21 protein-coding genes are annotated in these 23,609 nt (G+C 70.6%); 9 read left to right on the top strand and 12 right to left on the bottom strand.

Annotated elements, in window-relative coordinates; translation table 11 throughout:
* Positions 1-151: 151 nt before the first annotated feature.
* The 6 genes from H516_RS19750 to H516_RS0111320 form a co-directional block, all read right to left on the bottom strand.
* Entirely contained in the window at positions 152-1,066 is a 915-nt protein-coding gene (locus H516_RS19750) for a carbohydrate ABC transporter permease (RefSeq protein WP_022889833.1), read from the bottom strand.
* Positions 1,066-2,034 carry a carbohydrate ABC transporter permease gene (locus tag H516_RS0111340; protein ID WP_022889832.1) on the bottom strand — a complete coding sequence of 323 codons (969 nt, stop codon included), beginning with the start codon at positions 2,032-2,034 and terminating at the stop codon, positions 1,066-1,068. Before H516_RS0111340 ends, H516_RS19750 begins: the two co-directional genes overlap by 1 nt.
* Positions 2,035-2,115: 81 nt before the next feature.
* Complete coding sequence (locus tag H516_RS0111335; protein WP_022889831.1) at positions 2,116-3,429, bottom strand: ABC transporter substrate-binding protein; 1,314 nt, start codon at positions 3,427-3,429, stop codon at positions 2,116-2,118.
* 398 nt (positions 3,430-3,827) lie between these two features.
* On the bottom strand, positions 3,828-4,757 hold the full coding sequence (locus tag H516_RS0111330; protein WP_022889830.1) for a carbohydrate ABC transporter permease: 930 nt from the start codon (positions 4,755-4,757) through the stop codon (positions 3,828-3,830).
* A 2-nt stretch (positions 4,758-4,759) separates the two neighbouring features.
* Entirely contained in the window at positions 4,760-5,737 is a 978-nt protein-coding gene (locus H516_RS0111325) for a carbohydrate ABC transporter permease (protein WP_022889829.1), read from the bottom strand.
* Between the two features lie 46 nt (positions 5,738-5,783).
* Positions 5,784-7,034 carry an extracellular solute-binding protein gene (locus tag H516_RS0111320; RefSeq protein WP_022889828.1) on the bottom strand — a complete coding sequence of 417 codons (1,251 nt, stop codon included), beginning with the start codon at positions 7,032-7,034 and terminating at the stop codon, positions 5,784-5,786.
* Positions 7,035-7,431: 397 nt separating this feature from the next.
* On the opposite strand from H516_RS0111320, the gene H516_RS0111315 reads away from it, so the two are divergent.
* From H516_RS0111315 to H516_RS0111275, 9 genes are all read left to right on the top strand, one after another.
* On the top strand, positions 7,432-8,301 hold the full coding sequence (locus H516_RS0111315) for an SIS domain-containing protein (protein ID WP_026378698.1): 870 nt from the start codon (positions 7,432-7,434) through the stop codon (positions 8,299-8,301).
* 4 nt (positions 8,302-8,305) lie between these two features.
* On the top strand, positions 8,306-9,268 hold the full coding sequence (locus tag H516_RS0111310; RefSeq protein WP_022889826.1) for an ROK family protein: 963 nt from the start codon (positions 8,306-8,308) through the stop codon (positions 9,266-9,268).
* Positions 9,265-10,296 carry a 1-phosphofructokinase family hexose kinase gene (locus tag H516_RS19745; RefSeq protein ID WP_022889825.1) on the top strand — a complete coding sequence of 344 codons (1,032 nt, stop codon included), beginning with the start codon at positions 9,265-9,267 and terminating at the stop codon, positions 10,294-10,296. The genes H516_RS0111310 and H516_RS19745 overlap by 4 nt, the downstream gene beginning before the upstream one ends.
* The gene (locus tag H516_RS0111300) at positions 10,293-11,165 is read left to right on the top strand and encodes a class II fructose-bisphosphate aldolase (RefSeq protein WP_022889824.1); all 873 of its coding nucleotides are present in this window, start codon (positions 10,293-10,295) and stop codon (positions 11,163-11,165) included. The genes H516_RS19745 and H516_RS0111300 overlap by 4 nt, the downstream gene beginning before the upstream one ends.
* Entirely contained in the window at positions 11,162-11,947 is a 786-nt protein-coding gene (locus H516_RS0111295; RefSeq protein WP_022889823.1) for a DeoR/GlpR family DNA-binding transcription regulator, read from the top strand. Before H516_RS0111300 ends, H516_RS0111295 begins: the two co-directional genes overlap by 4 nt.
* Positions 11,948-13,141: an N-acetylglucosamine-6-phosphate deacetylase gene (locus H516_RS0111290; protein WP_022889822.1), complete on the top strand. Its 1,194-nt coding sequence runs from the start codon at positions 11,948-11,950 to the stop codon at positions 13,139-13,141.
* Positions 13,142-13,528: 387 nt separating this feature from the next.
* The gene (locus H516_RS19740) at positions 13,529-15,436 is read left to right on the top strand and encodes a sigma-70 family RNA polymerase sigma factor (RefSeq protein ID WP_169513521.1); all 1,908 of its coding nucleotides are present in this window, start codon (positions 13,529-13,531) and stop codon (positions 15,434-15,436) included.
* Between the two features lie 28 nt (positions 15,437-15,464).
* Positions 15,465-16,337 carry a formyltetrahydrofolate deformylase gene (gene purU, locus H516_RS0111280; protein ID WP_022889820.1) on the top strand — a complete coding sequence of 291 codons (873 nt, stop codon included), beginning with the start codon at positions 15,465-15,467 and terminating at the stop codon, positions 16,335-16,337.
* 22 nt (positions 16,338-16,359) lie between these two features.
* On the top strand, positions 16,360-16,734 hold the full coding sequence (locus H516_RS0111275; protein WP_022889819.1) for a YrdB family protein: 375 nt from the start codon (positions 16,360-16,362) through the stop codon (positions 16,732-16,734).
* Positions 16,735-17,037: 303 nt separating this feature from the next.
* On the opposite strand, the gene H516_RS0111270 is transcribed toward H516_RS0111275, so the two are convergent.
* The 6 genes from H516_RS0111270 to H516_RS0111245 all read right to left on the bottom strand — a co-directional run bounded on the left by H516_RS0111270 (position 17,038) and on the right by H516_RS0111245 (position 23,595).
* A complete protein-coding gene (locus H516_RS0111270; protein WP_022889818.1) occupies positions 17,038-17,823 on the bottom strand; it encodes a glucosamine-6-phosphate deaminase in 786 nt (261 codons plus the stop codon).
* Positions 17,808-18,743, bottom strand: a complete 936-nt coding sequence (locus H516_RS0111265; protein WP_022889817.1) for an ROK family protein — start codon at positions 18,741-18,743, stop codon at positions 17,808-17,810. The genes H516_RS0111270 and H516_RS0111265 overlap by 16 nt, the downstream gene beginning before the upstream one ends.
* On the bottom strand, positions 18,740-20,272 hold the full coding sequence (locus tag H516_RS19735) for a glycoside hydrolase family 3 protein (protein ID WP_022889816.1): 1,533 nt from the start codon (positions 20,270-20,272) through the stop codon (positions 18,740-18,742). Before H516_RS19735 ends, H516_RS0111265 begins: the two co-directional genes overlap by 4 nt.
* On the bottom strand, positions 20,269-21,228 hold the full coding sequence (locus H516_RS0111255) for a carbohydrate ABC transporter permease (protein WP_245561801.1): 960 nt from the start codon (positions 21,226-21,228) through the stop codon (positions 20,269-20,271). Before H516_RS0111255 ends, H516_RS19735 begins: the two co-directional genes overlap by 4 nt.
* The gene (locus H516_RS0111250) at positions 21,225-22,211 is read right to left on the bottom strand and encodes a carbohydrate ABC transporter permease (RefSeq protein WP_022889814.1); all 987 of its coding nucleotides are present in this window, start codon (positions 22,209-22,211) and stop codon (positions 21,225-21,227) included. The genes H516_RS0111255 and H516_RS0111250 overlap by 4 nt, the downstream gene beginning before the upstream one ends.
* Positions 22,212-22,350: 139 nt before the next feature.
* Positions 22,351-23,595, bottom strand: coding sequence for an extracellular solute-binding protein (locus tag H516_RS0111245; RefSeq protein ID WP_022889813.1), 1,245 nt, complete (start codon positions 23,593-23,595; stop codon positions 22,351-22,353).
* Positions 23,596-23,609 lie beyond the last annotated feature (14 nt).

The raw sequence follows: 23,609 nt of genomic DNA, 5'->3' as shown, positions 1-23,609 counted from the left end.
TAGGGCTTTCAGAATAGCGGGTCGCCGAGACGCCGCACAAGGGATTCATCCGGGTCGCGGGCGATGATCGTCCGCGCGAACGAGATCGAGGGCCTGCGCCCGGTGGAATACCGGACCCAGGCCCTCTGTGCTTCGGATCGGAACGCGCCGATCAGCCCTTCACCGCGCCGGCGGCGAGTCCCGAACGCCAGTAGCGCTGCAGGCTGAAGAACAGCACGATGAGCGGCACGACGCCGAGCAGCGCCCCGAGCATGACCGCCCCCTTGTCGGGGGCGAAGTAGCTCACCATGCCGAACAGTCCGAGCGTGACCGGTTTGAGGTCCGCGGAGGAGAGCATCATGAGCGGCAACAGGAAGTTGTTCCACGTCGCCACGAAGATGAACAGGAAGATTGTCACCATCGCCGGCGCGAGCAACCGCAGCACGATCGTGAAGAAGATGCGCGCCTCACCCGCGCCGTCTATGCGCGCCGCCTCGAGCAGTTCGTCGGGGACGGACGCCTGCGCGTAGACCATACCGAGGAAGACACCGAACGGTGAGACCGCCGAGGGAATGATGACGGCCCACGCGGTGTCGGTCAGCCCCATCGCGTGGAACTCGACGTAGAGCGGGACGGTCAGGATGGCCACGGGCAGCAGCAGGCCCGCCATGATGACGCCGACGGCGAGCTTCTTGCCCGGGAACGCGAACTTCGCGATCGCGTACCCCGCCATCACGGCGAAGAGCGTGCCGATGACGCCCGCACTCAGCGAGTAGAAGATCGAGTTGCCGACCCAGCGCCAGAACATCCCCTGCGTCCAGCCCATGAGGCTGTCGTAGTTCGCGCCGAGGTTCCACTCCGCGAACCAGAATCCGAAGCTGTTCGTCAGGTCACGGTTGTTCTTCGTCGCAGCTACGAGCACCCAGAGCACGGGCGCGAGGAAGTAGACCGCAGCCGCGACGAGCGCGACCATCCCGAAGCCCTTGGCGGTGGGCGACGGGCGGAGCGTGCGGGGCGGAAGGTCCGCCGCGGATGCGGCGCGGGCGGCGGCGCGGCGGTCGGCGCGCGTCGGAGTGGCCGTGGACATCACACATCCCCCTTACGGCGCTGGACCAGCGCGTACACGATCGCGAGCACCCCGGCGATGACGGCCATCAGCAGCGAATAGGCCGAGGCGATGCCGGTGCCCGACGGCGAGACCGTACCCATCAGCGAGTTGTAGGTGAGCATCATCGGCGTGTAGTCGAGGCCCATCCAGGAGTTCGCGCTCTCCATGACGACGGGTTCGTTGAACAACTGGATCGTGCCGATGATCGACAGCAGCACCGCCAGCAGGGCGGCGTTGCGCACGAGCGGGATCTTGATCCTCGTCGCGATCTGCCAGCCGGTCGCGCCGTCGAGTCGCGCCGCCTCGTACAGTTCGCGCGGAACGGCCTGCAGTGCCGCGAGGAAGATCAGCATGTTGTATCCCGTGTAGGTCCACGTGGTCATGTTGGCCATCGACAGCAGCATCGTGCCCGGTGCCATGAGGTCTGTGCCTTCGGGCAGGAACGGCATGAACGGCGAGACCTCCGGCGTGTAGAGGTAGAGCCAGATCATCGCCGCGATGACGCCCGGGATGGCGTATGGGAGGAAGTAGGCCATCCGGAACAGACCCGGTCGCCTCACGAGGAACGAGTCGAGCAGGAGCGCGAGGGCGAGGGCGCCCACGATCATGACCGGGATCTGGAATGCCGCGTACAGCACGACTCGGCCCATGCCCACCCAGAACGCGCCGCTCGAGGCCGCCGTGACGAAGTTGTCGAACCCGACGAAGCGGTCCTCGAGCTCGCCACCGCCGTACAGTCCGTCGCCCGCAGGCACCTGGGCGAACATCGAGGACTGCACCGACACGATGATCGGGATCAAGAAGACGAACACGAACAGGACGGCGAATGGAAGCATGAACAGCCACCCGGTGAGCCCTTCGCGTCGTCGCCGACCGTTGCGGCGCCGGGTCGACCCCGGCGACGGCGACGGCGTCGTCTGCGGTGTCACGGTCATGGTCGCAGTCATGTGGTTCTCCCCTTCCGAGGTGCGGCGGAGGGCACGACGTCGTCGCGCCCTCCGCCACTGGATGTCAGGCGGGCGACTCGATCACTCCGCGACGGGCAGGCCGAGGTCTTCGAGCGCGGCCACCGCCGAGCTCTGCCCCGTCGCGAAGATGTCGGCGACCTCGGCCGATCCGGCGACGACTTCCGCAGCCGTCTCGTTCATCTTCGTCAGCGACGCGAATCCCGGGGCGTACGAGAAGGTCGGGCTGAGGTTCGCCGACGCGGTTGCGAGCTCGGCGAGCACGTCCTGGCCGCCGAACTGGCGGAGCATCTTCTCGCTCGTCTCGGGCGTGCCCGCGGCCGCCACCACGAGGCCCTGCGAGGCGAGATCGTCGATCTGCGTGTTGAACCAGGCGTTGAACTCCATCGCCTCGGCCGGGTGCTCACAGCCCTTGGTGACTGCGACGCCGGATCCGCCGTCGGGACCGGTCATCTCGCCGGCACCGAAGTCGGGCAGCTGGGCGACCCGCCACTGGCCCTCGGCCGGGGTGCCGTCGAGGGAGTCGAGCAGGAATCCCGCCTCCCACGCCGCACCGATGTGCCCGATGAGCGCACCGTCGTTCAGCGCCTTGGTGAAGGCTTCGCCCCAGCGCTCGGTGGCGAGCGTCTGCTTCGTGTCGAGCAGCTGCTGCCAGAAGGCCGAGACAGCCTGCGATCCCTCACCCTCGGCATCGACCGACCACGCGTCGCCCTCGGTCGAGAACCAGGTGTCGCCGGCGGCAGCCGACTGCGCGGAGAGCCAGTTCAGCGCCTCGTCGGGAGTGAACGCGGTCACGTACTTGCCCGCGGCGGCTGCGACGGCCGAGTCGGCCGTGACGTCGGCCAGGGTGGCCGGCACGTCCAGCCCGAGCTTCTCGAACTCCGCTTCGTTGTAGAAGTACACGAGGGGCCCGGTGTCCTGCGGAAGTCCGACGACCGCGTCACCGACCTTCATCATGCCGTAGGCGCCTGCGGAGAAGTCGCCCGCGTACTGCTCCGCTTCGCCGGCGACGTCTTCGAGGAGACCCTTGACATACAGTTGCGGCACCTCCGAGTAGCCGACCTGGGCGAGGCACGGCGCGCTACCGGCCTTCACATCGGTCTCGAGCTTCAGGATCATGTCACTCGCCGCGCCGTCGAACTTGGTCGCAGTCACCCGGATGTCGGGGTGCTCCTCGTTCCAGCGCTCGACGATCTCGCTGACCGGCGTCATGCCCTCACCGTCGGGCAGGCGGTGCAGATAGGCGATCTCGACGGGCCCCTCGGCCGCCGACTCGTCCGCACCGCTGCCCGCGCTGCAGGCCGCGAGGCCGAAGGCCGAGATCGCCGTCACGGTGACGGCGATCGCCGAACGCGCGAAGCGCTTCCTCGATGTCATGTATGGCTCCTCTTTGAGATGTCGCCGCCGCGGTGCGTGTGGCGGCTCCTTCCGTCGAATCTCCGCGGCGCACTGGGCACCACGTCCGTTCGAACGGGATGAATGTTTGCGTTCACAATACTCCGAATGGCCGCCAATTCAAGCCGGAAAGCCTTGCGCCTGGAATCGGATGTACAGCGCGAACACTCAGCGGCGCCGGAACAGCCGGACCTGGTCGCATCCCCGCCTACGGAGTTCGACCGCAGTGGGTGAGGTGGCCCGCTTCGCGAACGACGCCTCGGCGCCGCGCGCCCGCGCCATCCGGAGCGCCCGCGCGCGCGGACGACCGCGGCGAACGACGAAGGCGGATGCCTCGAGGCCGGCCCCGAGGCATCCGCCCGCTGTCTGCCCGGCGAGCGCTACTTGACGCTGCCCGCCGTGAGGCCGCCCACGAGGCGCTTCTCGATGAGCATGAAGAGCACGACGACGGGGATGATCGCCACGATCGAGACGCCGAAGACGTACTGCCAGCTCGTCGAGTACTGGCCGACGAACTTCGTGAGCGCGACCGACATGGGCTGGTTGCCCGCCGTGGAGAGGATGACGAGCGAGGCGGCGAACTCGTTCCAGCAGGCGACGAAGGTGAACACGATCGCCGTCACGATGCCCGGCCACACGAGCGGCAGGTTGATCTTGAAGAGCACCGTGAGCCGCCCGGCACCGTCGATCTGGGCGGCCTCGTCGACCTCCTTCGGGATGCCCGCGAAGAAGGAGTGCATGATCCACACCGCGAACGACAGGTTGAACGCCGCGTTGATGAAGATCATCGCCGCCCAGGTGTCGATCATGCCGAGCGCCGTGAACTGGCGGAACAGGCCCGAGGTCAGCACCGCCGGCTGCAGCATCTGCGTGACGATCACGAGGAAGAGGAACACCATGCGGAACGGGAACTTGAACCGCGCGGTGTAATACGCCGCGGGCAGCGCGACCGCGAGTACGAGCAGCGTCGCGAAGACCGAGATCACGATCGTCGAGATCATGTTCTGCGGCAGCGGCGTCTCGGGCGTCGACCACATGTCGAGGTAGTTCTCCCAGTGCCACTCCGTGGGGAAGTATGTGGGGTCCACCGACAGGATCTGCGACTTCGTCTTCACCGAGCCGAAGAACATGATGAGGTACGGCACCACGAACACGGCGAGCACGACGAGCCCGGCGAACATGCGCAGCAGCACGTTGCCGAGGGGCACCTGGTCGGCGGTGTATCGGCGCTTGCGCGGCGGGGTCTGGCGGCCGGATGCCCCGTGGCCGGCGTCGCTCGCGAGCATCGCGCGGGTTTCGGTGACGGTCACGGTCAGACCTCCTTCGTCGGCTTGACGACCTTCACGTACACCGCGACGATCACGATGACGATGATGAAGGCGACGACCGAGAGCGCCGACGCGACGTCGACCTTGTGCTGGTTCTGGATGTACTTGAAGATCATCGTCATGATCGTGTCGGCGTCGTAGCCGGGTATCGACCCGGTCATCACCCGGAGGATCGGCAGCGAGTTGAAGACGTTGATGATGTTGATGAGCACCGCGACGCTGAGCGCGCCGCGCAGCTGCGGCAGCACGATCGTGAAGTAGGTGCGCGCGGCGCCCGCGCCGTCCATCTTCGCGGCCTCGAGCGTGTCGCCCGGCACCGTCGCGAGTCCCGCGAGGATCGTGTACGTCGTGAACGGCAGCGACACGAAGATCGCGACGATGATCGACCACATGAACGCGGTCGCCGGGTTCTTCGTCCAGCCGTAGCCCTCGGGGGTGTCGACGAGTCCGATGTCGACGAGGAACTTGTTGATGATGCCGAAGTACGGTTCGAGGCCGTAGTAGACGACCATCGTCGTCATGACGACCGAGGCCGCCCACGGGATGATCACGACGAGCCGCACGAGCTGACGACCCGGGAAGGCCTTGTTGAGGATCTGGGCGAGGCCGAGCGAGATCACGACCGTGAACGCCACGACCACGACGACCCAGACGATCGTGCGGAAGAAGATCGGCCAGAAGTAGGGGAACTGGAAGACCTCGACGTAGTTGTCGAAGCCGACGGATCCCTTGTCGAGCCCGGACAGCGAGATGTCGCGGGTCGAGTTGTAGAACATGACGACGGCCGGGAACAGCACGACGCCGAAGATGAGGATCAGCGCGGGCGTGATCCAGGGCAGCGCGGCCGCGAGGTCGCGCCCCCCGGGCTTGCCGCGGCGCGCGGGCGCTTTCGCACCCCCGGGACGGGGGCGGCCTGCGGCCGCCCCCGTCGGGTTCGGTGATACGTCGGTCGTGGAGCTCATGGTGCGAGGTTCACCGAACCCTTTCCGTGTGGGAGGAAGGCGAGCGTCAGCTCGCGTCGACCTGCTTCTGGATCTCGGTCAGCACGTCCTGCGCCGGCTTCGACTGGATCTGGCCGAAGAGCGACTTGAACGCGCCGTCGGTCGCCTGCCACTTGGGGTTCGAGCTCGGGTAGAACTGCGCGTCGGGCAGCACCGCGAGGAACGGTGCGAGCGCCTCGTCGTCCTGCAGCTGCTCGGCACCCGACTTCGTGACGGGGAGGAAGCCCTCGGCCTGCACCCACGGCACGTAGACGTCGGCCGAGTAGTAGTAGTCGAAGAACTTGGTGATCGCCTCCTGCTTGTCGCCGTCGTTCTGGAAGGCCATGAGCTGGTCCATGACGCCGAGCGTGAAGGGCGAGCCGTCCTTCGTCGGGATCGGGACGATCGAGTAGTCGAGGTCGGGGTTGCCGTCCTCGATCTGGCCGACGGTCGGCGGGAGGCCGACCTGCATGCCGATCTTGCCCTGGACGAAGATCTCCATGAGCGGGGTGCGGTCGGTCGAGCCGGGGTCGGCCTGGGTCGCGCCCGCGTCGATCATCTTCTTGATCTGCTCGGCACCGGGGAGGTTGGCCGGGTCGTCGACGGTGATCGCCTCGGCGTCGCCGAAGGTGCCGCCGCCGCCCCAGAGCCACACGGCCGCCTCGGCCTGCGCCTCTTCGGAGCCGAGGGGCATGCCGTAACCCGCGACGCCGCCGCCGAGCTTCGAGACCTTGGTCGCCGCATCGAGCAGCTCGTCCCAGGTGGTCGGCGCCGCGCTCACGCCCGCCTGCTCGAGGAGGGCGTTGTTCACGAACAGGGCACGCGCCGAGGCGATCAGCGGGAGGGCGTAGGCGGTGCCGTCGACCTCGGCGTTCGCGAGGAACGAGTCCTGGAAGTCGCTGAAGGTCTCGGGCGAGACCACGTCTTCGGCCGGGTAGAGCAGCTCATCCGCCGCAAAGCCGGCGAAGGGGCCGCCGTTGTAGATGTCGGGGGCTTCTCCGCCCTGGATCTTCGTGGTGATGACCGTTTCGAGGTTGTCCCACGACTGGACCTCGAGCTTGACGTCGATGTCCTCGTTCTGGGCCTCGAAGCCCGTGATCACGTCCTCCCAGAGGCCCTGGGTGTTGTCGGAGTAGCTCGGCACGAGCAGGTCGAGTGTGGTCTTGCCGCCGGCCGAGTCGCCGCCGCCGTCGCCGCCGCCGAAGCCGCAGGACGCGAGCGTCAGCGAAGCGGTGGCCGCGAGCGCGAGCGCGGTGCCGAAGCGCAGTGACTTCTTCATTGAATGCTTCCTCACTGTGTTGGGTGGCGCATCGACGAATGAGAGAGTCCCACGCACCGATGCGATCGTCCAAACCGCATGGATCTTGGCGATCCGTGCAGTTTCATGAACGTTTCACCGAGCAAACGATCAGGTACGTTCACTCGACGCTGGGAAATCTATTCCGAGCTCCGCGCGGCCGTCAAGACCGCGGAGCCATTTGTTACCGAATTTGTTCAGATCCCTCACTAATCCTCCTCGATTCCGGGCCATCGTCGAAAACGATCTCTTCGATGATCGTTGGACACCAGTTGCAGTCATCTGCAATCATTGGAAGCGTCATCGTCGTCACCCGGCGACCGCACCATCGACTGGAGCCCACGTGAGTCTGTCTTCCGCTTCCGCCCCCGCCGCACACATGGCCGCCGAGCTCGCCTCGCAGCCCGAGACGTGGGCTCACGCAGCCGAGCTCCGCGACGAGCAGTCGCGCCTCCCGCGCCGCGGCGAGCGCATCGCCGTCGTCGGCTGCGGCACCTCGTGGTTCATGGCCCAGTCCTACGCCTGGCTCCGCGAGTCGGGCGGGCACGGCCAGACCGACGCGTTCGCGGCGTCCGAGGCGTTCCCGCTCCGCGGCTACGACGCCGTCGTCGCGCTCACCCGCTCCGGCACGACGACCGAGGTGCTCCAGCTCGTCGGCGACGTCCGCGGGCAGGTGCGCACGATCGGCGTCATCGGCGACGCCGGCTCCCCGCTCGTCGATCTGGTCGACGACGCGATCACCCTGCCCTTCGCCGACGAGCAGTCGGTCGTGCAGACCCGCTTCGCGACCACGGCGCTCGCGCTCTTCCGGTCCTCGCTCGGCGAGGACCTCGACCCCGTGATCGCCGACGCCGAGCGGGCGCTCGCAGAAGACCTCGACCCCACGCTCGTCGACGCCGAGCAATACACCTTCCTCGGCCGCGGCTTCTCGGTGGGCCTCGCGCACGAGGCGGCGCTGAAGATGCGCGAGGCCTCGCAGTCGTGGACCGAGTCGTACCCGTCGATGGAGTACCGCCACGGCCCGATCTCGATCGCCGCACCCGGCCGCGTGACCTGGCAGTTCGGCGCCGCACCCGAGGGGCTCGCCGGCGACGTCGCCGCGACCGGCGCGCGATTCGAGACGAGCACGCTCGATCCGATGGCCGACCTCGTGCGCGCGCAGCGCGTGTCGCTCGCCCGGGCCCTCGCCCGGGGCCTCGACCCCGACCAGCCGCGCAACCTCACGCGCTCGGTGATCCTCGAGGGCTGACCCGATGACCGACACCGCGCGGCCGGCACCGCTTGGCCCTGGTGCCGCCGTCCTCGCCTTCGACGTCGGCGGCACCGATACGAAATCGGCGATGGTGGATGTCTCGGGGCAGGTGCTCGGGCTCCGCCGCACGCCGACCGCGCGCGACGACGCCGACCCCGCCCGCGCGATCGCCGAATCGTTCGCCGAGCTCGCCCGTGCGCTGCGCGACGACCACCCCGAGATCGAGGTCGCCGCAGCGGGCGTGAGCGTGCCGGGGCTCGTCGACGAGGTGCGCGGGCTCGGGCTCTTCGCCTCGAACCTGGGATGGCGCGACGCCCCGATCCGAGACCTCGCCGAACGCGCGCTCGGCCTGCCCGTCGCGTTCGGCCACGACGTGCGCGCCGCGGGCGATGCCGAGCACCGCCTGGGCGCCGCCCGCGGCCACGACGACGCCGTGGTGCTCGCCATCGGCACCGGCATCGCGAGCTCGATGCTGATCGGCGGTCAGCCCTATTCGGGCGGCGGCTACGCGGGCGAGTTCGGGCACTCGCTCGCCGACCCGCGCGGCGAGCGCTGCCCCTGCGGTGCGATCGGATGTCTCGAGACCATCGCCTCGGCGGGCGCGATCGCGCGCCGCTACCGCGAGGCGAGCGGTCGCGAGGCAGCCGGGGCTCGCGTGGTGCTCGACGCGGCCGAGGCCGGAGACCCCCTCGCGCAGCGCATCTGGGGCGCCGCGATCGAGGCGCTGGCCGAGGGCATCGCCCGACTCGTCGCGACCCTCGCCCCCGAGGCGGTCGTGATCGGCGGCGGCCTCTCGCAGGCGGGACCGGCGCTCTTCGAGCCGCTCGGCGAGCGCATCGACGAGCTGCTGAGCTTCCATCGCCGGCCCGTGCTCCGCCGTGCCGAACTCGGCGACGACGCGGGACTGCTCGGCACCGCACTCGCCGCACGCGACCTCGCGGCGGCACGAACGGCGGCACCGTGATCCTCACCGTCACCCCGAACCCGGCCGAAGACCTCACCTGGCACCTCGCTGCGCTCCGCCCCGGCGAGACCCACCGCGTGCCGACCGGGGTCTCGCGCGCCGGCGGCAAGGGGCTGAACGTCGCGCGGGTCCTCGCGGCCGAGGGCCACGACGTGCTGGCACTCACGACCGCGGGCGGCGCGGCCGGCGCTCGCCTCGCCGACGACCTCGAACGCAGTGGCATCCCCCACCGCCTCGTGCCCGTGCACGGCGAGACGCGACGCAGCCTCGCCCTCGTCGACGAGGCGAGCGGCGACACGACCGTCCTCAACGAGCAGGGCGCACCCCTCGCCGACGACGAGGCACGGACCCTCCTCGCCGAGGCGGCCCGGCTGGGCCGACGCGCCCAGGCGGTCATCATCAGCGGGAGCCTGCCGCCCGGGTTCGGCCCCGACGAGCTCGCGGGGCTCGTCGCCGAGCTCGTCGCCGCCGGCACCCCGGTCATCGTCGACACGAGCGGCCCCGGACTGCTCGCGTCCGCCCGCGCCGGCGCGACCGCCCTGAAGCCGAACCGCGACGAGCTCGCCGAGGTCACCGGGCACGACGACCCCGTCGCGGGCGGCCGCGTGCTGCTCGACGCGGGCGCGCGGCTCGTGCTCGTCTCGCTCGGCGCCGAGGGACTGCTCGTGCTCTCGCACGCCGACCGCTCCGACGGTGTCCGCGCCCGCCTGCCGCACCCGCTGCACGGCAACGCGACCGGCGCCGGCGACGCGGCCGTCGCGGCGATCGCCGCCGCGATCGCCGCGACCCCCTCACTCGTGAGCGACCCGGGCCCCGAGGGCGTCGCGGCCCGCGCGGCCCTCGCCCGGCGCGCGACGGCATGGTCGGCCTCGGCCGTGCTGATGCCCCTCGCGGGCGCGCTCTCCCCCGACCACGCCCGGCTCGAAGCCGAGGTCGTCACCGGCGACCACGAGGCATCCGCCGCCGACCCAGCCGACACCGCGCAGGCGCAGCCGGCGCCCGAAACCGACCCGAGGACCACCGCATGACGCTCACCCCCACCCGCACGGTGCTCGAGGCCGCGGCGTCGGCCGGAACCGCCGTCGGCGCGTTCAACGTGCTGCATCTCGAGACGGCGGAGGCCCTCGTCGGCGCAGCGGAGGACACCGGGCTGCCGGTCATCCTGCAGCTCTCAGAGAACTGCGTGCGCTACCACGGCGCCTTCGAGCCGATCGCACGGGCGACGCTCGCCGTCGCCGAGGCCTCGAGCGCCAGCGTCGCAGTGCACCTCGACCACGCGGAAGACATCGAGCTCGCGCTCCTCGCGATCGACCGCGGCTTCGGCTCGGTCATGTACGACGGCGCGAAGCTCGACTTCGCCGACAACGTCGCGACCACCCGACGGGTCGTCGCCCGTGCGGCCGGGCCGGGCGTGCTCGTCGAGGCCGAGCTCGGCGAGATCGGCGGCAAGGACGGGGCGCACGCGCCCGGCGTGCGCACCGACCCGGCCGAAGCGGCGCTGTTCGTCGCCGAGACCGGGGTCGACGCCCTCGCCGTCGCCGTCGGCTCGTCGCACGCGATGACCGAACGGGTCGCCGCGCTCGACCTCGAGCTGATCGCACGGCTCCACGCCGCCGTGCCGGTGCCGCTCGTGCTGCACGGCTCCTCCGGCGTACCCGACGCGACGATCGTGGCGGGCATCGCCGCCGGCCTCACCAAGATCAACGTGTCGACGCACTTGAATGCGGCCTTCACCGGCGCGATCCGCGGCTACCTCGCAGAGCACCCGACGGCCGTAGACTCTCGCAAGTACTTCGCGGCGGGCCGCGACGCGGTGCGCATCGAAGCGGGCCGCATGCTGAGGCTGTTCGCCTCGCCGGTGACGGCGGGCACCACCGGGAAGGACGGGATCGGATGAATCGCGCGGAGCGCCTGAGCGCCGTCCTCGACCTGCTCGCCGACGGCGGCCAGGTCGAGGTCGAGCAGATCGTCGACCAGCTCGGCGTGTCGCCGGCGACCGCCCGGCGCGACCTCGATGCGCTCGCGAGCCAGCAGCTGCTCACCCGCACTCGCGGCGGCGCCGTGGCCCACTCGGTGGCGTACGACCTGCCGATCCGGTACAAGAACCAGCAGAACCCCGAATCGAAGGCGGCGATCGCGCGGGCGGCGAGCGCGATGGTGCCCCGCGGCGCCGTGATCGGCCTCTGCGGCGGCACCACGGCCACGGCGATCGTGGAGGCGCTCATGTCGCGCGCCGACATCATGGAGCCCGCGAACGACCCGAGCCTCACCGTCGTCACGAACGCGATCAACATCGCCATGCAGCTCGCGATCCGGCCGCAGATCAAGACGGTCGTGACCGGCGGCGTGGTGCACGCGCGCTCGTACGAGCTCGTCGGCGCCTACACCGATGCGGTGCTCGGCAGCGTAACGCTCGACTACGCCTTCATCGGCGTCAACGGCATCGATCCGACGATCGGGCCCACCTCGCACGACGAGCGCGAGGCCGCGGTGAACGCGCTCATGGCCTCGCGGGCGACGCACCCCGTGCTCGTCGCCGACTCGTCGAAGCTCGACAAGCGGGCGTTCGCGGCGATCGGCTCGCGGCGCCTCTTCTCGACCCTGATCACCGACTCCGGCGTGACCGAGGCGCAGCTCGCACGACTCGCCGACCACGGCTACGACGTTATCGTTGCTTAGGTGAGCACCCCCGTCGTCCCGACCATCCCCGCCCCCGGCCCGCACGGGCCCACGATCATCCATTCGGCGCGGCTCGTGAGCGGCTTCGACACGGTGCCCGACGCCTGGGTCCGCTTCGAGGGCGGCAGCGTCGCCGAGCGCGGGCTGGGCGACGACTGGCGCGCCCTCCTCACCTCCGATTCGAGCGTGACGGATGCCTCGGGGCGGTTCCTCGTGCCCGGCTTCATCGACCTCCACTGCCACGGCGCCGGCGGCGCCTCGGCCGACGAGGGCGAGGCGGCCATCGAACGCGTGCTCGCGGTGCACAACGCCCACGGCACGACCCGCACGGTGCTCTCGCTCGTCACGGCCTCGGTCGACCGGCTGGCCGGGCAGCTCGCGGTCATCGCGCGCCTGGCACGCCGCGACCCGCGCGTGCTCGGCGCCCACCTCGAGGGGCCGTTCCTCGACGATGCCTTCCGCGGCGCGCACGACCCGTCGCTGCTGCGCACGGCCGACGCCGATTCGGTCGAGCGCCTCCTCGCCGCGGCCGACGGCACGCTGCGCCAGATCACGATCGCCCCCGAGCACGCCGGCGCGACGGAGGCCATCGGCCGCTTCGTCGACGCGGGCGTCGCGGTCGCCGTCGGGCATACCGGGGCCGACTTCGACACAGCGCTCGCGGCGTTCGGCGCCGGAGCGACGATCCTGACGCACGCGTTCAACGGCATGCGCGGCATCCACCATCGCGCACCCGGCCCCGTCGTCGCGGCGATGCACGCCGACCACGTCACGCTCGAGATCATCAACGACGGAGTGCACGTGCACCCCGACGTCGTGAAGCTCGCCTTCGCGGGCGCGCCGGGCCGTGTGGCCCTCATCACCGACGCGATGGCGGCGACGGGCTCGGCCGACGGCGCGTACCTCCTCGGCACCCTCGAGGTCGTCGTCGACCAGGGCGTCGCACGCCTCCGCGAGGGCGGTTCGATCGCGGGGTCGACCCTCCTGCAGGACGAGGCGCTGCGACGCGCCGTCGTCGACTGCGGCATCCCGCTCGATCAGGCGATCGCCGCGCTCACGACGGTGCCCGCTGCGGCCGTCGGGCGGGCGCACGACCTCGGCCGGCTCGATCGCGGCTACGCCGCCGACGCGGTGCTGCTCGGCGACGAGCTCGACGTGCAGGCGGTCTGGGCGGCTGGCGGCCGGCTGCGCTGATCTGCAGCGCCTGCCCCGAGGCATCCGCATCGCTCGATACCCTACCCCTCGACGCGCAACGAACGAGCGGCGGACGTGACGGCGGGGTCTCGAGGCGTGTTCCCCATCGCCTCGAGACCCGGCCGTTCGCGGAGCCGCCCTTCCCCCGGGCGCCTCCGGTTTCGCCGGCGGGTACCCGGCTTCCGTCTCGACATTCGGGCCGACGAGACAGCGGTAGGCGAGGGCGAGTTGCATGCCCTCACAGGAGAAGACGTGCCGCGAACGGATCTATGACGCGAATCTCGCGAAAATCTGGTGAAATTGTCCGGAACCCCGATCCGCGTCATGATCGCCCCTCCGACGCGTCTCTCAGGTGAACCCACCCGAATCACCCAGAAGGAGCCGCGCGTGCCCCCCGTGCGCACCGACCCGACCGCCGACGCCGCGCTCATCGAGCGCACCCGCCGCGGCGATCCCTCCGCCTACGCCGAGCTCTGGCAGCGCCACGCGGCGTCGGGCCGCACCGTCGCGCGCTCCTACAGCTCGCTCGATCCCGACGACCTCGTCGCCGAGTCGTTCACGCGCATCTACGACGCGATCCTCGCCGGCAAGGGGCCGACCGCCGCGTTCCGTCCATACCTCTTCACGACGATCCGCAACACGGCGGCGAGCTGGGGCCGGGCCCGCCAGGAGACGAACCTCGAGACCCTCGAGTCGTTCGAAGACCCCGACACGAACGAGGCGGCGACGCTCGACGCCCTCGACCGCTCGACCACCGCGCAGGCGTTCCGGTCGCTGCCGACCAGGTGGCAGGAGGTGCTCTGGTACAGCGAGGTCGAGGGCATGACCCCGCAGCAGGTCGCCCCGCTCGTCGGCATGAGTGCGAACAGCACGGCTGCCCTCGCCTATCGCGCCCGCGAAGGGCTCCGCCAGGCGTGGATCCGCGCGCACCTCAAGAACTCCACCGAGCCCGAGTGCCGTTGGACGATCGACCGGCTCGGCAGCTACACGCGCGGCAAGCTGCGGCCGCGCGACACCACGAAGCTCGAATCGCACCTCGACGACTGCGCGCGCTGCACGATCGTCGCCGCCGAGGCGCGCGAGGTCGGCTCGCGGCTCGCGCTCGTGCTGCTGCCTCTCGCCGCGGGCGTCGGCGGCGCGACGGCGTACTCCGCCTGGTTGTCGCAAGGCGCACCCGTCGCCGAGTACGCGATGGGCGCCGGCGGCATCGCCGCGGGGGCTGCTGGGGCGACCAGCGGCGCGGGAAGCGCAGGCACCGGGACGGCCGGGGCCGGAGGCGCGGCCGGCGGAAGCACTGCGGCCGGCGGCGGGCTCGTCGGCGCGATCGGCGGAACCGGCGTCGCGATCGGCGCCGGGGCCCTCGTCCTCGCCGCCGCAGTCGTCGCGGTCGCCGTCGTCGCGCCGAGCCTCACACCGACGAACGAGCCGCTCGCGGCGCCGATCGGTGAGGTGCGCGAGCCCGCGCCGCCCGACGACCAGGCCGACGTGCCCGCTGTCCTCCCCGAGCCCACCGTGCCCGCCCCGATCCCGTCGCGCGCGCCCGAGATCGACGAGGCGACCGGCGACGACGACGTGGCCGACAGATCACCGGCTCGGCCGCCGCTCGAACCGGCTCCACCCGTGCCGACGCCGACCCCCATACCGACGCCGTCCCCGGAACCGACCCCCACGCCGACCCCGACGCCGACCCCGACCCCCACGCCGACGCCGACCCCCGAGCCAGGTGACACGGAGGCGCTGCCGCCCGTCGTCTTCGAGCCCGACACCGGCGGCAACCGGGTGGAGCCGATCGTCTCGGGCACCGCCGAACCCGGCGCGACCGTCACCGTGCGCGCCGGCGCCCAGACCGGGCTCGCCGCGGGCGACGCCGGCTGGCAGACGACGGCCGGCGGCGACGGCAGGTGGTCGCTCACGCTCACCGGGACTCCGGCGGGCGAATCCGCGTACCAGGTCACGCAACTCGACCGCGCTGGCAATCGTTCCGACCCCACTGCCTTCACCGTGCGCCTCGCAGCACCGCCCGCCCTCAAGCTCTTCGTCTGGAAGGGCGTTCTCTGGCGCATCGACCTCACCGGCGGCCTGGCCGGAGCGGACGCCGAACTCCTCGCCGACGGCGACACGTGGACCACGGTCCCGCTCGACCGACGCGGGTCGGCGAGGTTCTGGCCTCTCGAGGACGCCGATCGGCTGGAGCCGATGACGGTGCGATACCGGGTCGGCGAGCGGGTCGGCCCGAGCGGGTCGGCGTACTTCTCGAACGACCGGCCCGATTCCGCCCTCCCGGCCGGCGGCTGAGACATCCATCGCCCGGTAATCTGGGCGGATGACCACCGCTGCCGCGCCCGATCACCTGTACCACTGGGTCGTGACCCTGAGCTGCACCGATGGCCCCGGCATCGTGCACGCGATCTCGGGCGCGGTCGTCGCCTCGGGCGGCAACATCACCGAGAGCCAGCAGTTCGCGAGCCTCGACACCGGGCGTTTCTTCATGCGACTCCAGGTCGAGTCGCGGGCGACTCGAGCCGAGTTCGAGGCGGCGCTCGCGCCCGTCACCGAGCGCTGGAGCATGCAGTGGCACCTCGACGAAGTGGGGCGGCCGCTCCGCACCCTCGTGCTCGCCTCGACCGCCGGCCACTGCGTGAACGACCTGCTCTTCCGCCAGCGCGCAGGCCAGCTGCCGGTCGAGATCCCCCTCGTGCTCTCGAACCACGGCACGCTCCGCGACCTCGTCGACTTCTACGGGGTGCCGTTCGAGGCCGCCGCCGTGACCGACGCCGCGTCGAAGGCCGAGTTCGAGCGACGCCTCCTCGACGCGGTCGACGAGCACGACATCGAGCTCGTGGTGCTGGCACGCTACATGCAGATCCTCTCCCCCGAGCTCTGCGAAGAGCTCGCCGGGCGCTGCATCAACATCCACCACTCGTTCCTGCCGGGTTTCAAGGGCGCGAACCCCTACCGGCAGGCGCACGCCCGCGGCGTGAAGCTCATCGGCGCGACCGCCCACTTCGTCACGAGCGACCTCGACGAGGGGCCGATCATCGAGCAGAACGTCGTGCGGGTCGACCATTCGCGGAGCCCGAGCGAGCTCGTCGCGATCGGGCAGGACGAGGAGAGCCGCACGCTCAGCCAGGCGGTGAAGTGGTTCGCCGAGCGGAGGGTGCTGCTCGATGGGGCCCGCACGATCATCTTCCGCTGAGGCGCGGGTACGCTAGAGGGTTGTGAGCACCGCACCCGAGACCCCGCAGCAGGCCCAGCCGAAGATCGGCCCGAACGACATCCTCCGGTTCTTCCTCGAGCTGTTCGCCTTCGTGTCGCTCGGCATCTGGGGGTTCATGGCCTTCCCGCTGCCGTGGCCGGGCGTGCTCATCGGCATCGGGGCGCCGCTGGTCGCGATCGTCGCCTGGGCGCTGTTCATGTCGCCGAAGGCGGTCTTCCGCATCGACCCATTCGGCAAGGCGCTCGTCGAGATCGCGATCTTCTCGGCCGCCGCGATCGGCTGGTGGATGCTGGGGCAGCCCGTCGTCGCGGTCGTCTTCGCCGTGGTGGCCGCGGTGAGCGGCATCATCAACGGCCGCAAGGAGCTCGCGGGCTGACGACCGGCTCCCCCGATCCCGGCGCCGTCCGAAGCCCGCTCCGCGCTCGATCCCGATCGGCGATCCCGAAGATCGTCCGGGTCGCGGAGCTCCTCGGGTTCGCCGATCTCCGCTGAAACGCCCAAGCTGCGACGCCGATGACGCGGATGCCTGGGGCGAGATCTCGCCCGAGGCATCCGCGTCGTTCGCAGGGCTGCCCGCCCGGTCAGGCCTTATGACCGCCTCGCGGCGCCGTCGGGTCGCGAGAACGCCGGATGCCTCGGGCGGCTTCCCGCCCGAGGCATCCAGGTCGTTCGCAGCGGGCTAGATGCCCTGCCAGGCCGGCTTGTTGGCCCAGGCGTGCCGGTAGTACTCGAGGTTCGCGAGCCGCGACGCGGCCGCCTCGTCGACGATGACGGTCGCGTGCGGGTGCAGCTGGATCGCCGAACCCGGCTGACTCGCGGAGACGCCGCCCTCGACCGCAGCGGCGACGGCCTCGGCCTTCGCATCGCCGAAGGCGAGCAGCACGAGGTGGCGGGCCCGCAGGATCGTGCCGATGCCCTGGGTGATGCAGTGCATGGGCACGTCCTCGGGCGAGTCGAAGAAGCGCGCGTTGTCGACGCGGGTCGGCTCGGTGAGCGTCTTCACCCGCGTGAGCGACGCGAGCGAGGAGCCCGGCTCGTTGAATCCGATGTGACCGGTGCGTCCGATGCCGAGGATCTGCAGGTCGACGCCGCCGGCGGCCGTGATCGCCGCCTCGTAATCGGCGCCGGCGTGCTCGATCGTCGCCGGGTCGCCGTTCGGCACCCGCACGAGTTCGGGGGTGAGCCCCAGCGGCTCGACGACCTCACGGGTGATCACCGCACGATAGCTCTCTGGATGCCCGTCGGGCAGGCCCACGTACTCGTCGAGCGCGAAGCCGCGCACCCCGCGAACGTCGATCGACTCGGCGCCGATCCTTGCCGCGAGCGCCCGGTAGCTCGCGAGCGGCGTCGAGCCGGTCGCGAGCCCGAGCACTGCGTCGGGCTTCTGCCGGATCAGCGAAACGATCGACCCGGCGACGAGCTCGCCCGCCGCCCGCTCGTCTTCGACGACTACGACTTCTGCCATTGCGCAACTCCTACCAGGGCAGCGCCCACGGCGGCTGCCGGAAATCCGAGGGGAATGACCCTGACCCGCTCCGCGAGCCCGAGTGAGGCGAGGAACGCCGAGTCGGCGGCCCACCCGTTCAGGATACGGCGAGTTCCGTCGACGAGCGGTTCGCCGAGTGCGGCGAGCCCGCCCCCGATCACGACCTCGTCGACGTCGGTGGTGAGCACGAGCAGACGGACCGCCGCCGCGACGCCGGAGAGGAAGCGTTCGCGGACGCGGACCGCCTCGGCGTCGCCCGCCTCCGCCCGATCGAAGAGCTCGCGGGCGGGCAGCTCGGCCTCGGTCGGCCACATGCGCGCGATCGCCGACCCCGAAGCCACGGTCTCGAGGCAGCCCCGCTGGCCGCAGCCGCACAGCTCCCCCGCGGGGTCGATAGGGATGTGCCCGATCTCGCCCGCAACGCCGTGCCCGCCGCGCAGCAGCCGAGCGCCCTGCACGATCCCGGCAGCCAGGCCGGTGCCGAGGTTGAGGTAGGCCATCGAGCGGTCGGCCGACGGGGCCGGCGACCCTCCCACGCCGAGGAGGTGGTGTGCGCCGAGCGCCGCGGCCTTCACGTCGTTCTCGATGCGAACGTCGACGCCCAGCCGGTCGGCGAGCCGAGGCCCGAGGTCGAGCCCCTCAAGACCGAGGTTGACGGCGTGCGCGACCCGACCCGTCGCCGTGTCGACCGCGCCGGGGATCCCGATGCCGATCGACGAGAAGGCGGCTTGGCCGACGCCCGAGAGCTCCGCCATCCGTTCGACGGTCCGCAGCGCGGTCTCGACGACCGCCTCGGCGCCGAATCCGGTCGGCATGCGCACCTGATCGCTCAGTTCGCCGCTCTCGGCGAGTGCGACGGCCGCGGTCTTCGTGCCGCCGATGTCGATGCCGAGTCTCACCGCGCAGCCACAGGGGCGAGCGCGCCGTCGACGAACGCGAGCACCGCGTCGCCGAGCAGGCGCGAGGCGCCGTACGTCGCGACGTCGGCGTAGCCGCGGTCGTGCGACGGCCAGCCCATGTCGATCGTCACGACGTCGTCGCGCACGGCGCGGAGGGCATCGATCGCCTTGCGGGCGAAGCCGTGGCGGTGCAGATCCTTGCCCACGACGAGCACGGGGCCGGGGAGCCCCGCCGGGTCGGCGAGCACCTCGCCGGGGCCGATCGCGACGCGACGGGCGCGGCTGAGCCACGACGGCCGCCGGGCGACGGTCTCGGCGGCGAACGGACCCCACGGCGACTCGCCGATGGCGATGTTCGCCACCGTGTCGATGCGCACGACGGTGCCGATGCCGGCTGCGCCGAGCAGGTGTTCTCGCACGGCGTCGGCGACCTCGAACGAGGCGACCACCCGGGCGATCTCCTCCTCGTCGTGGGCCGGTTCGATCACGTTCGGTTCGGCGGGACCGGCCGGCACCGCGGGAGCCGTCGCCGCGAGAGCGCGCACGCGCTCCGCCGCGTCGCGGACGCGGTCGGCGGACAGCAGGCCCGCGTCGATCGCCTCGGCGATCGCCTGGACGATCTCTTCGAGCTGGGCGTCGGTGTTCTTCGACCCGATGCAGAGCAGGTCGCAACCGGCGGCGAGGGCGCGCACAGCGGCTTGGGGGATGCCGTGCACGCCGCTCGCCCCCTTCATGTCGAGGGCGTCGGTCACGATGACGCCCTCGAAACCCAGCTCCCCGCGGAGCAGGCTGTGCAGAACATGCGGGGAGAGGGTGGCTGGAGCCTCGGCGTCGAGCTGAGGGAGCAGGATGTGCGAGGTCATGATCGTGCGGGTGCCCGCCGCGATCGCCGCACGGAACGGCACGAGCTCGCGCTCGCGCAGCGTCTCGATCGGCACGTCGACGACCGGGAGCGCGAGGTGCGAGTCGGTCGCGGTGTCGCCGTGGCCCGGGAAGTGCTTCGCGCTCGCGGCGATGCCGGTCTGCTGCAGTCCCTCGACCCAGGCGGCCGAGTGACGGGCGACGAGCTCGGGGTCGTCGCCGAAGCTGCGCACGCCGATCACGGGGTTGTCGGGGTTCGCGTTGACATCGACGTCGGGGCCGAACGTCACGGTGCACCCGGTCGCCGCGAGGGCTCTACCCACCTCGGCCGCGACGCGGCGGGTCAGCTCGAGCTCGTCGATGCGGCCGAGCACCGCGTTGCCGGGGAACGGCGCACCGCGGTCGTAGAAGAGCCGCGTGACGTCGCCGCCCTCCTCGTCGATCGCGATGACCGCGTCGCGGTTCGCCGCGCGCAGGCTCTCGTTGAGGGCCCGCAGCTGCTCGGGGTCGACGATGTTCTCGCCGAAGAGGCACACTCCGCCGAGGCCCTCACGCAGTCGGGCGAGCAGCCAGTCGGGGGCGACCGGGCCGTCGAAGCCCGGCAGCAGGGTCGTCAGGATGTCCCGGTGCAGCTGTGCGGCGGCACCGGTGGGGTTCTCGGCGCTCATCCCTTGACGGCCCCGTTCACCAGGCCGCCGACCATGCGGCCCTGCACGAAGAGGAAGAAGATGACGACGGGAAGCGCGATGAGCGTCGAGCCGGCCATCACCGCGCCCCAGTTCGTCGCCTCGGTGGCCGATTGGAACGAGTTCAGCCAAGGCGGCAGGGTGAGGTTGTAGCCCTTGAGGAGGAGGAGCGCCATGAGGAACTCGTTCCAGCTCTGAATGAAGGCGAAGATGCCGGTCGAGACGAGCGCGGGCGCCATGAGCGGGAAGGTGACCTTCCAGAATGCCTGCGCCTTGGTGCAGCCGTCGATCATCGCGGCCTCTTCGAGTTCGGCGGGCACGCCCTTGACGAAGCCGCGCAGCGTCCAGATCGTGAACGGCACGACCGCAGCGAGGTGCACGATGAACAGACCCAGGAGGGTGTTCATGAGGCGCCAGTCGTCGATCATGTTGTAGATCGTGAACATCATCGCCTCGCCGGGCACCATCTGCACCACGAGGACGGCGACGATGAAGAACACCCGTCCGCGGAATGCGAATCGCGCGAGGGCGATCGACGCGAGGAAGGCGAGGATCGCGCAGACGACGACGACCGCGAGACCGACCGTGATGCTCGAGATGAGCGCGTGCGGGAAGTCGGTCTGGCCCGGTGCAGCCTCGCGCGTCCACGCAGTGATGTAGTTCTTGAACGTGAAGTCGAGCGGCAGCAGGCTCGGGTTGCGGCTGATGATCTGGTTGGAGGGCGTGAACGACATGTTCACCATCCAGTAGACCGGGAAGATCGAGCACACGATGATGACGAGCGCCCAGACGTTGAGGCCGATGCGGCCGACGAGGCCCCTGCGGCGGCCGGCGCGACGGCCGGGGCGGCCTCCACTGCCGATCGTGGTGGCGGCGCGGGTCTCGGCCGCGATCGATCGGGGCTCTTCGGCGAGCTGCATTCCAGGACTGATGCTCACAGCTCTTCATCCTTCAGGGAGTTGCGGACGTTGAAGTAGGAGATGGCCATGAGCAGGATCACCATGAACACGCCGATGGCCGCGGTGGTGCCGAACTCGCCGAGCCCCTGCCGGAACAGGTAGGTCGGCAGCACGTTCGTCTCGCTCGCGAGGCCGCCCTGCTGTTGCAGTGCATACACCTGCGTGAAGATGCGCAGGTTCCAGATGGTCTCGAGCACGAGCACGGCCGTGATCACGTTGCGCATGTACGGCAGGACGATGAGCCGGAACCGCTGCCACGCGCTGGCGCCATCGAGCGACGAGGCCTCGATGACCTCCTCGGGCACCTGGCCGAGTCCCGCGTAGAAGGTGATCGCGGCGAAGGGGATGCTCTGCCAGGTGACGATGATGACGAGCACCATCATGAAGGACCAGGGGTTCTCGAGCCAGCCGTGTCCTCGCCAATCCTGCGTGCCCGTGATCGTGTTGAGGGCCCAGTTGATGACGCCGTAGTCGGTGTCGAACATCCACCCCCAGACGACCGTGGCGGCCAGGGGCGGCATCGCCCAGGCGAAGAGGAGCGAGACGGACACCGCGATGCGCCAGGCCTTCGAGAGCTTCGTCAGGGTGAGCGCGATGAGCATGCCGAAGACGACGATGAGCGCGGTGAGCACGACCATGAGGCCGAGGCTGCGGGCGAGCACCTGCGGGAACTGCGAGTCGGTGAAGATCTCGATGTAGTTGTCGAACCCGACGAAGTCGGGCGCCGTGCCCAGCATCTTGTTCTTGATCTCGAGGTTCGTGAACGAGGTCACGAGCATCACGATCGTCGGGTAGACGACCATGACGACGAGGAGTGCGATGCTCGGGGCGAGCAGCGCCCAGGGGGCCCACTGCACCGGCTTCTTCTTGCGAGGTCCAGCGGGGGCGCCCTTGGGGGGACGGGGCGGTTTCGTGGTCGGCGTGCGCGGCGTTGCGTCAGGCTCGGCGAGGGTTGCGCTCATGGCTCTTCCTCCGGGTGTCCGCGGGGGGACGCGGGGTATGACTGATGGTACGTCTCGCGGCACCGGCGCCGTTCGAGTTCGTTGCGGTGAGGCGGGGGCGGAGCTGTGTGGGACTCCGCCCCCGCCGGGGCTCAACAGGCTAGCTGTTGAGGATCTCCTCGATCTGCGCGTCGAGGTCGGCCGCGATAGCCGCCACGTCGCCACCCTGGGCGATCTTCACGAGCGCCTCCTGGATGATCTGCGCAGCCTCGACCTCGGCCCACTTCGGGGTGGTCGGGGTCACCTTCGAGTTGGCGAGGGCGACGGCCTGGGCCTTCGCGATCTCGGTGTCGGGCAGGTTCGCCGCCGAAGCGGTGAGGCCCGGGGTCAGGCCACCGGCGGCCAGGAGGTCCTGGTAGCCGGCGCTGGCCATGATGTCGAGCGCGGCGCGAGCCTGCTCGGGGTTCGCGCTCTTCGTCGCGACGGCGACGTTCGAGCCGCCCGCGAAGATCGGCGCGGTCTCGCCGGCCTCGAGGCCCGGCAGCGCGAACGCCTTCAGGTCCGAGCCGTAGGTGTCGGGGCAGCCGGGGGCCTCGGCATCGGCCGGCGCGGTGATCGACCACTGCACCCACGCGGGCGCCGAGAGGAAGACGTCTTCACCGGCGCAGAACGGAACCTGCGGGTCGGTCTCGTCGCCGTCCTTCGCCGCGTTCGAGGCGTTGAGGTAGACGTCCTGGAGCTGGGTAAGCCCCGCGACGCCGCCTTCGCTCGAGAAGCCGGCCTTCCACTCCTCGCCGTCCTGCTCGGCGATGAATCCGCCGTGCGCCCAGACGTAGGGAAGCGCGTTGTACCAGTCGCGGCCCGGAGCCCAGATGCCCGAGACGGTGTCGGTGCGGCGCTCCTTGCCCGTGGCGACGTACTCGTCGAGCGTGGTCGGCACGGGGGTGTCGCCGAGGATCTGCTCGCTGTAGAACACGATGCGGCCACCGGCGTAGTACGGCGCGGCGTAGAGCTCGCCGTCGTAGGTCGCCGACTCGACGAGACCGGGCAGGTAGTCGTCGGTCGCGAAGTCGTCGAGCGGGAGGAACAGGCCCTGGTCGGCGAAGCTCGCCGTCTGGGTGTTGCCGACCTCGACCACGTCGGGCGAGTCGTTCGACTGGAGCGCAGCTGCATAGGTGTCGCTCACGTCGGCCCAGGTCTTCTCCTCGACCGTGAGGGTCCAACCGTCGTTCTCAGCCTCGAAGGTGTCCTTGAGGTAGGCGCGCGCGTCCTCAGGGGTGTCGCTTCCGACGACCCAGACGGTGATGTCGCCACCGTCGGCCGACTCGTTCCCACCACCGGTGCTGCAACCGGCGAGGGTCAGGGCAGCAGCGGCGCCGAGCGCCACAATGCCGAGTTTCCTCATTTGTCGTTTCCTTT

Origin of the sequence: Agromyces italicus DSM 16388 (assembly GCF_000421545.1) — a bacterium.
Classification (GTDB): domain Bacteria; phylum Actinomycetota; class Actinomycetes; order Actinomycetales; family Microbacteriaceae; genus Agromyces; species Agromyces italicus.
The sequence above is the reverse complement of the archived record's forward strand: the minus strand, read 5'-3'. Positions and strand labels throughout refer to the sequence as shown.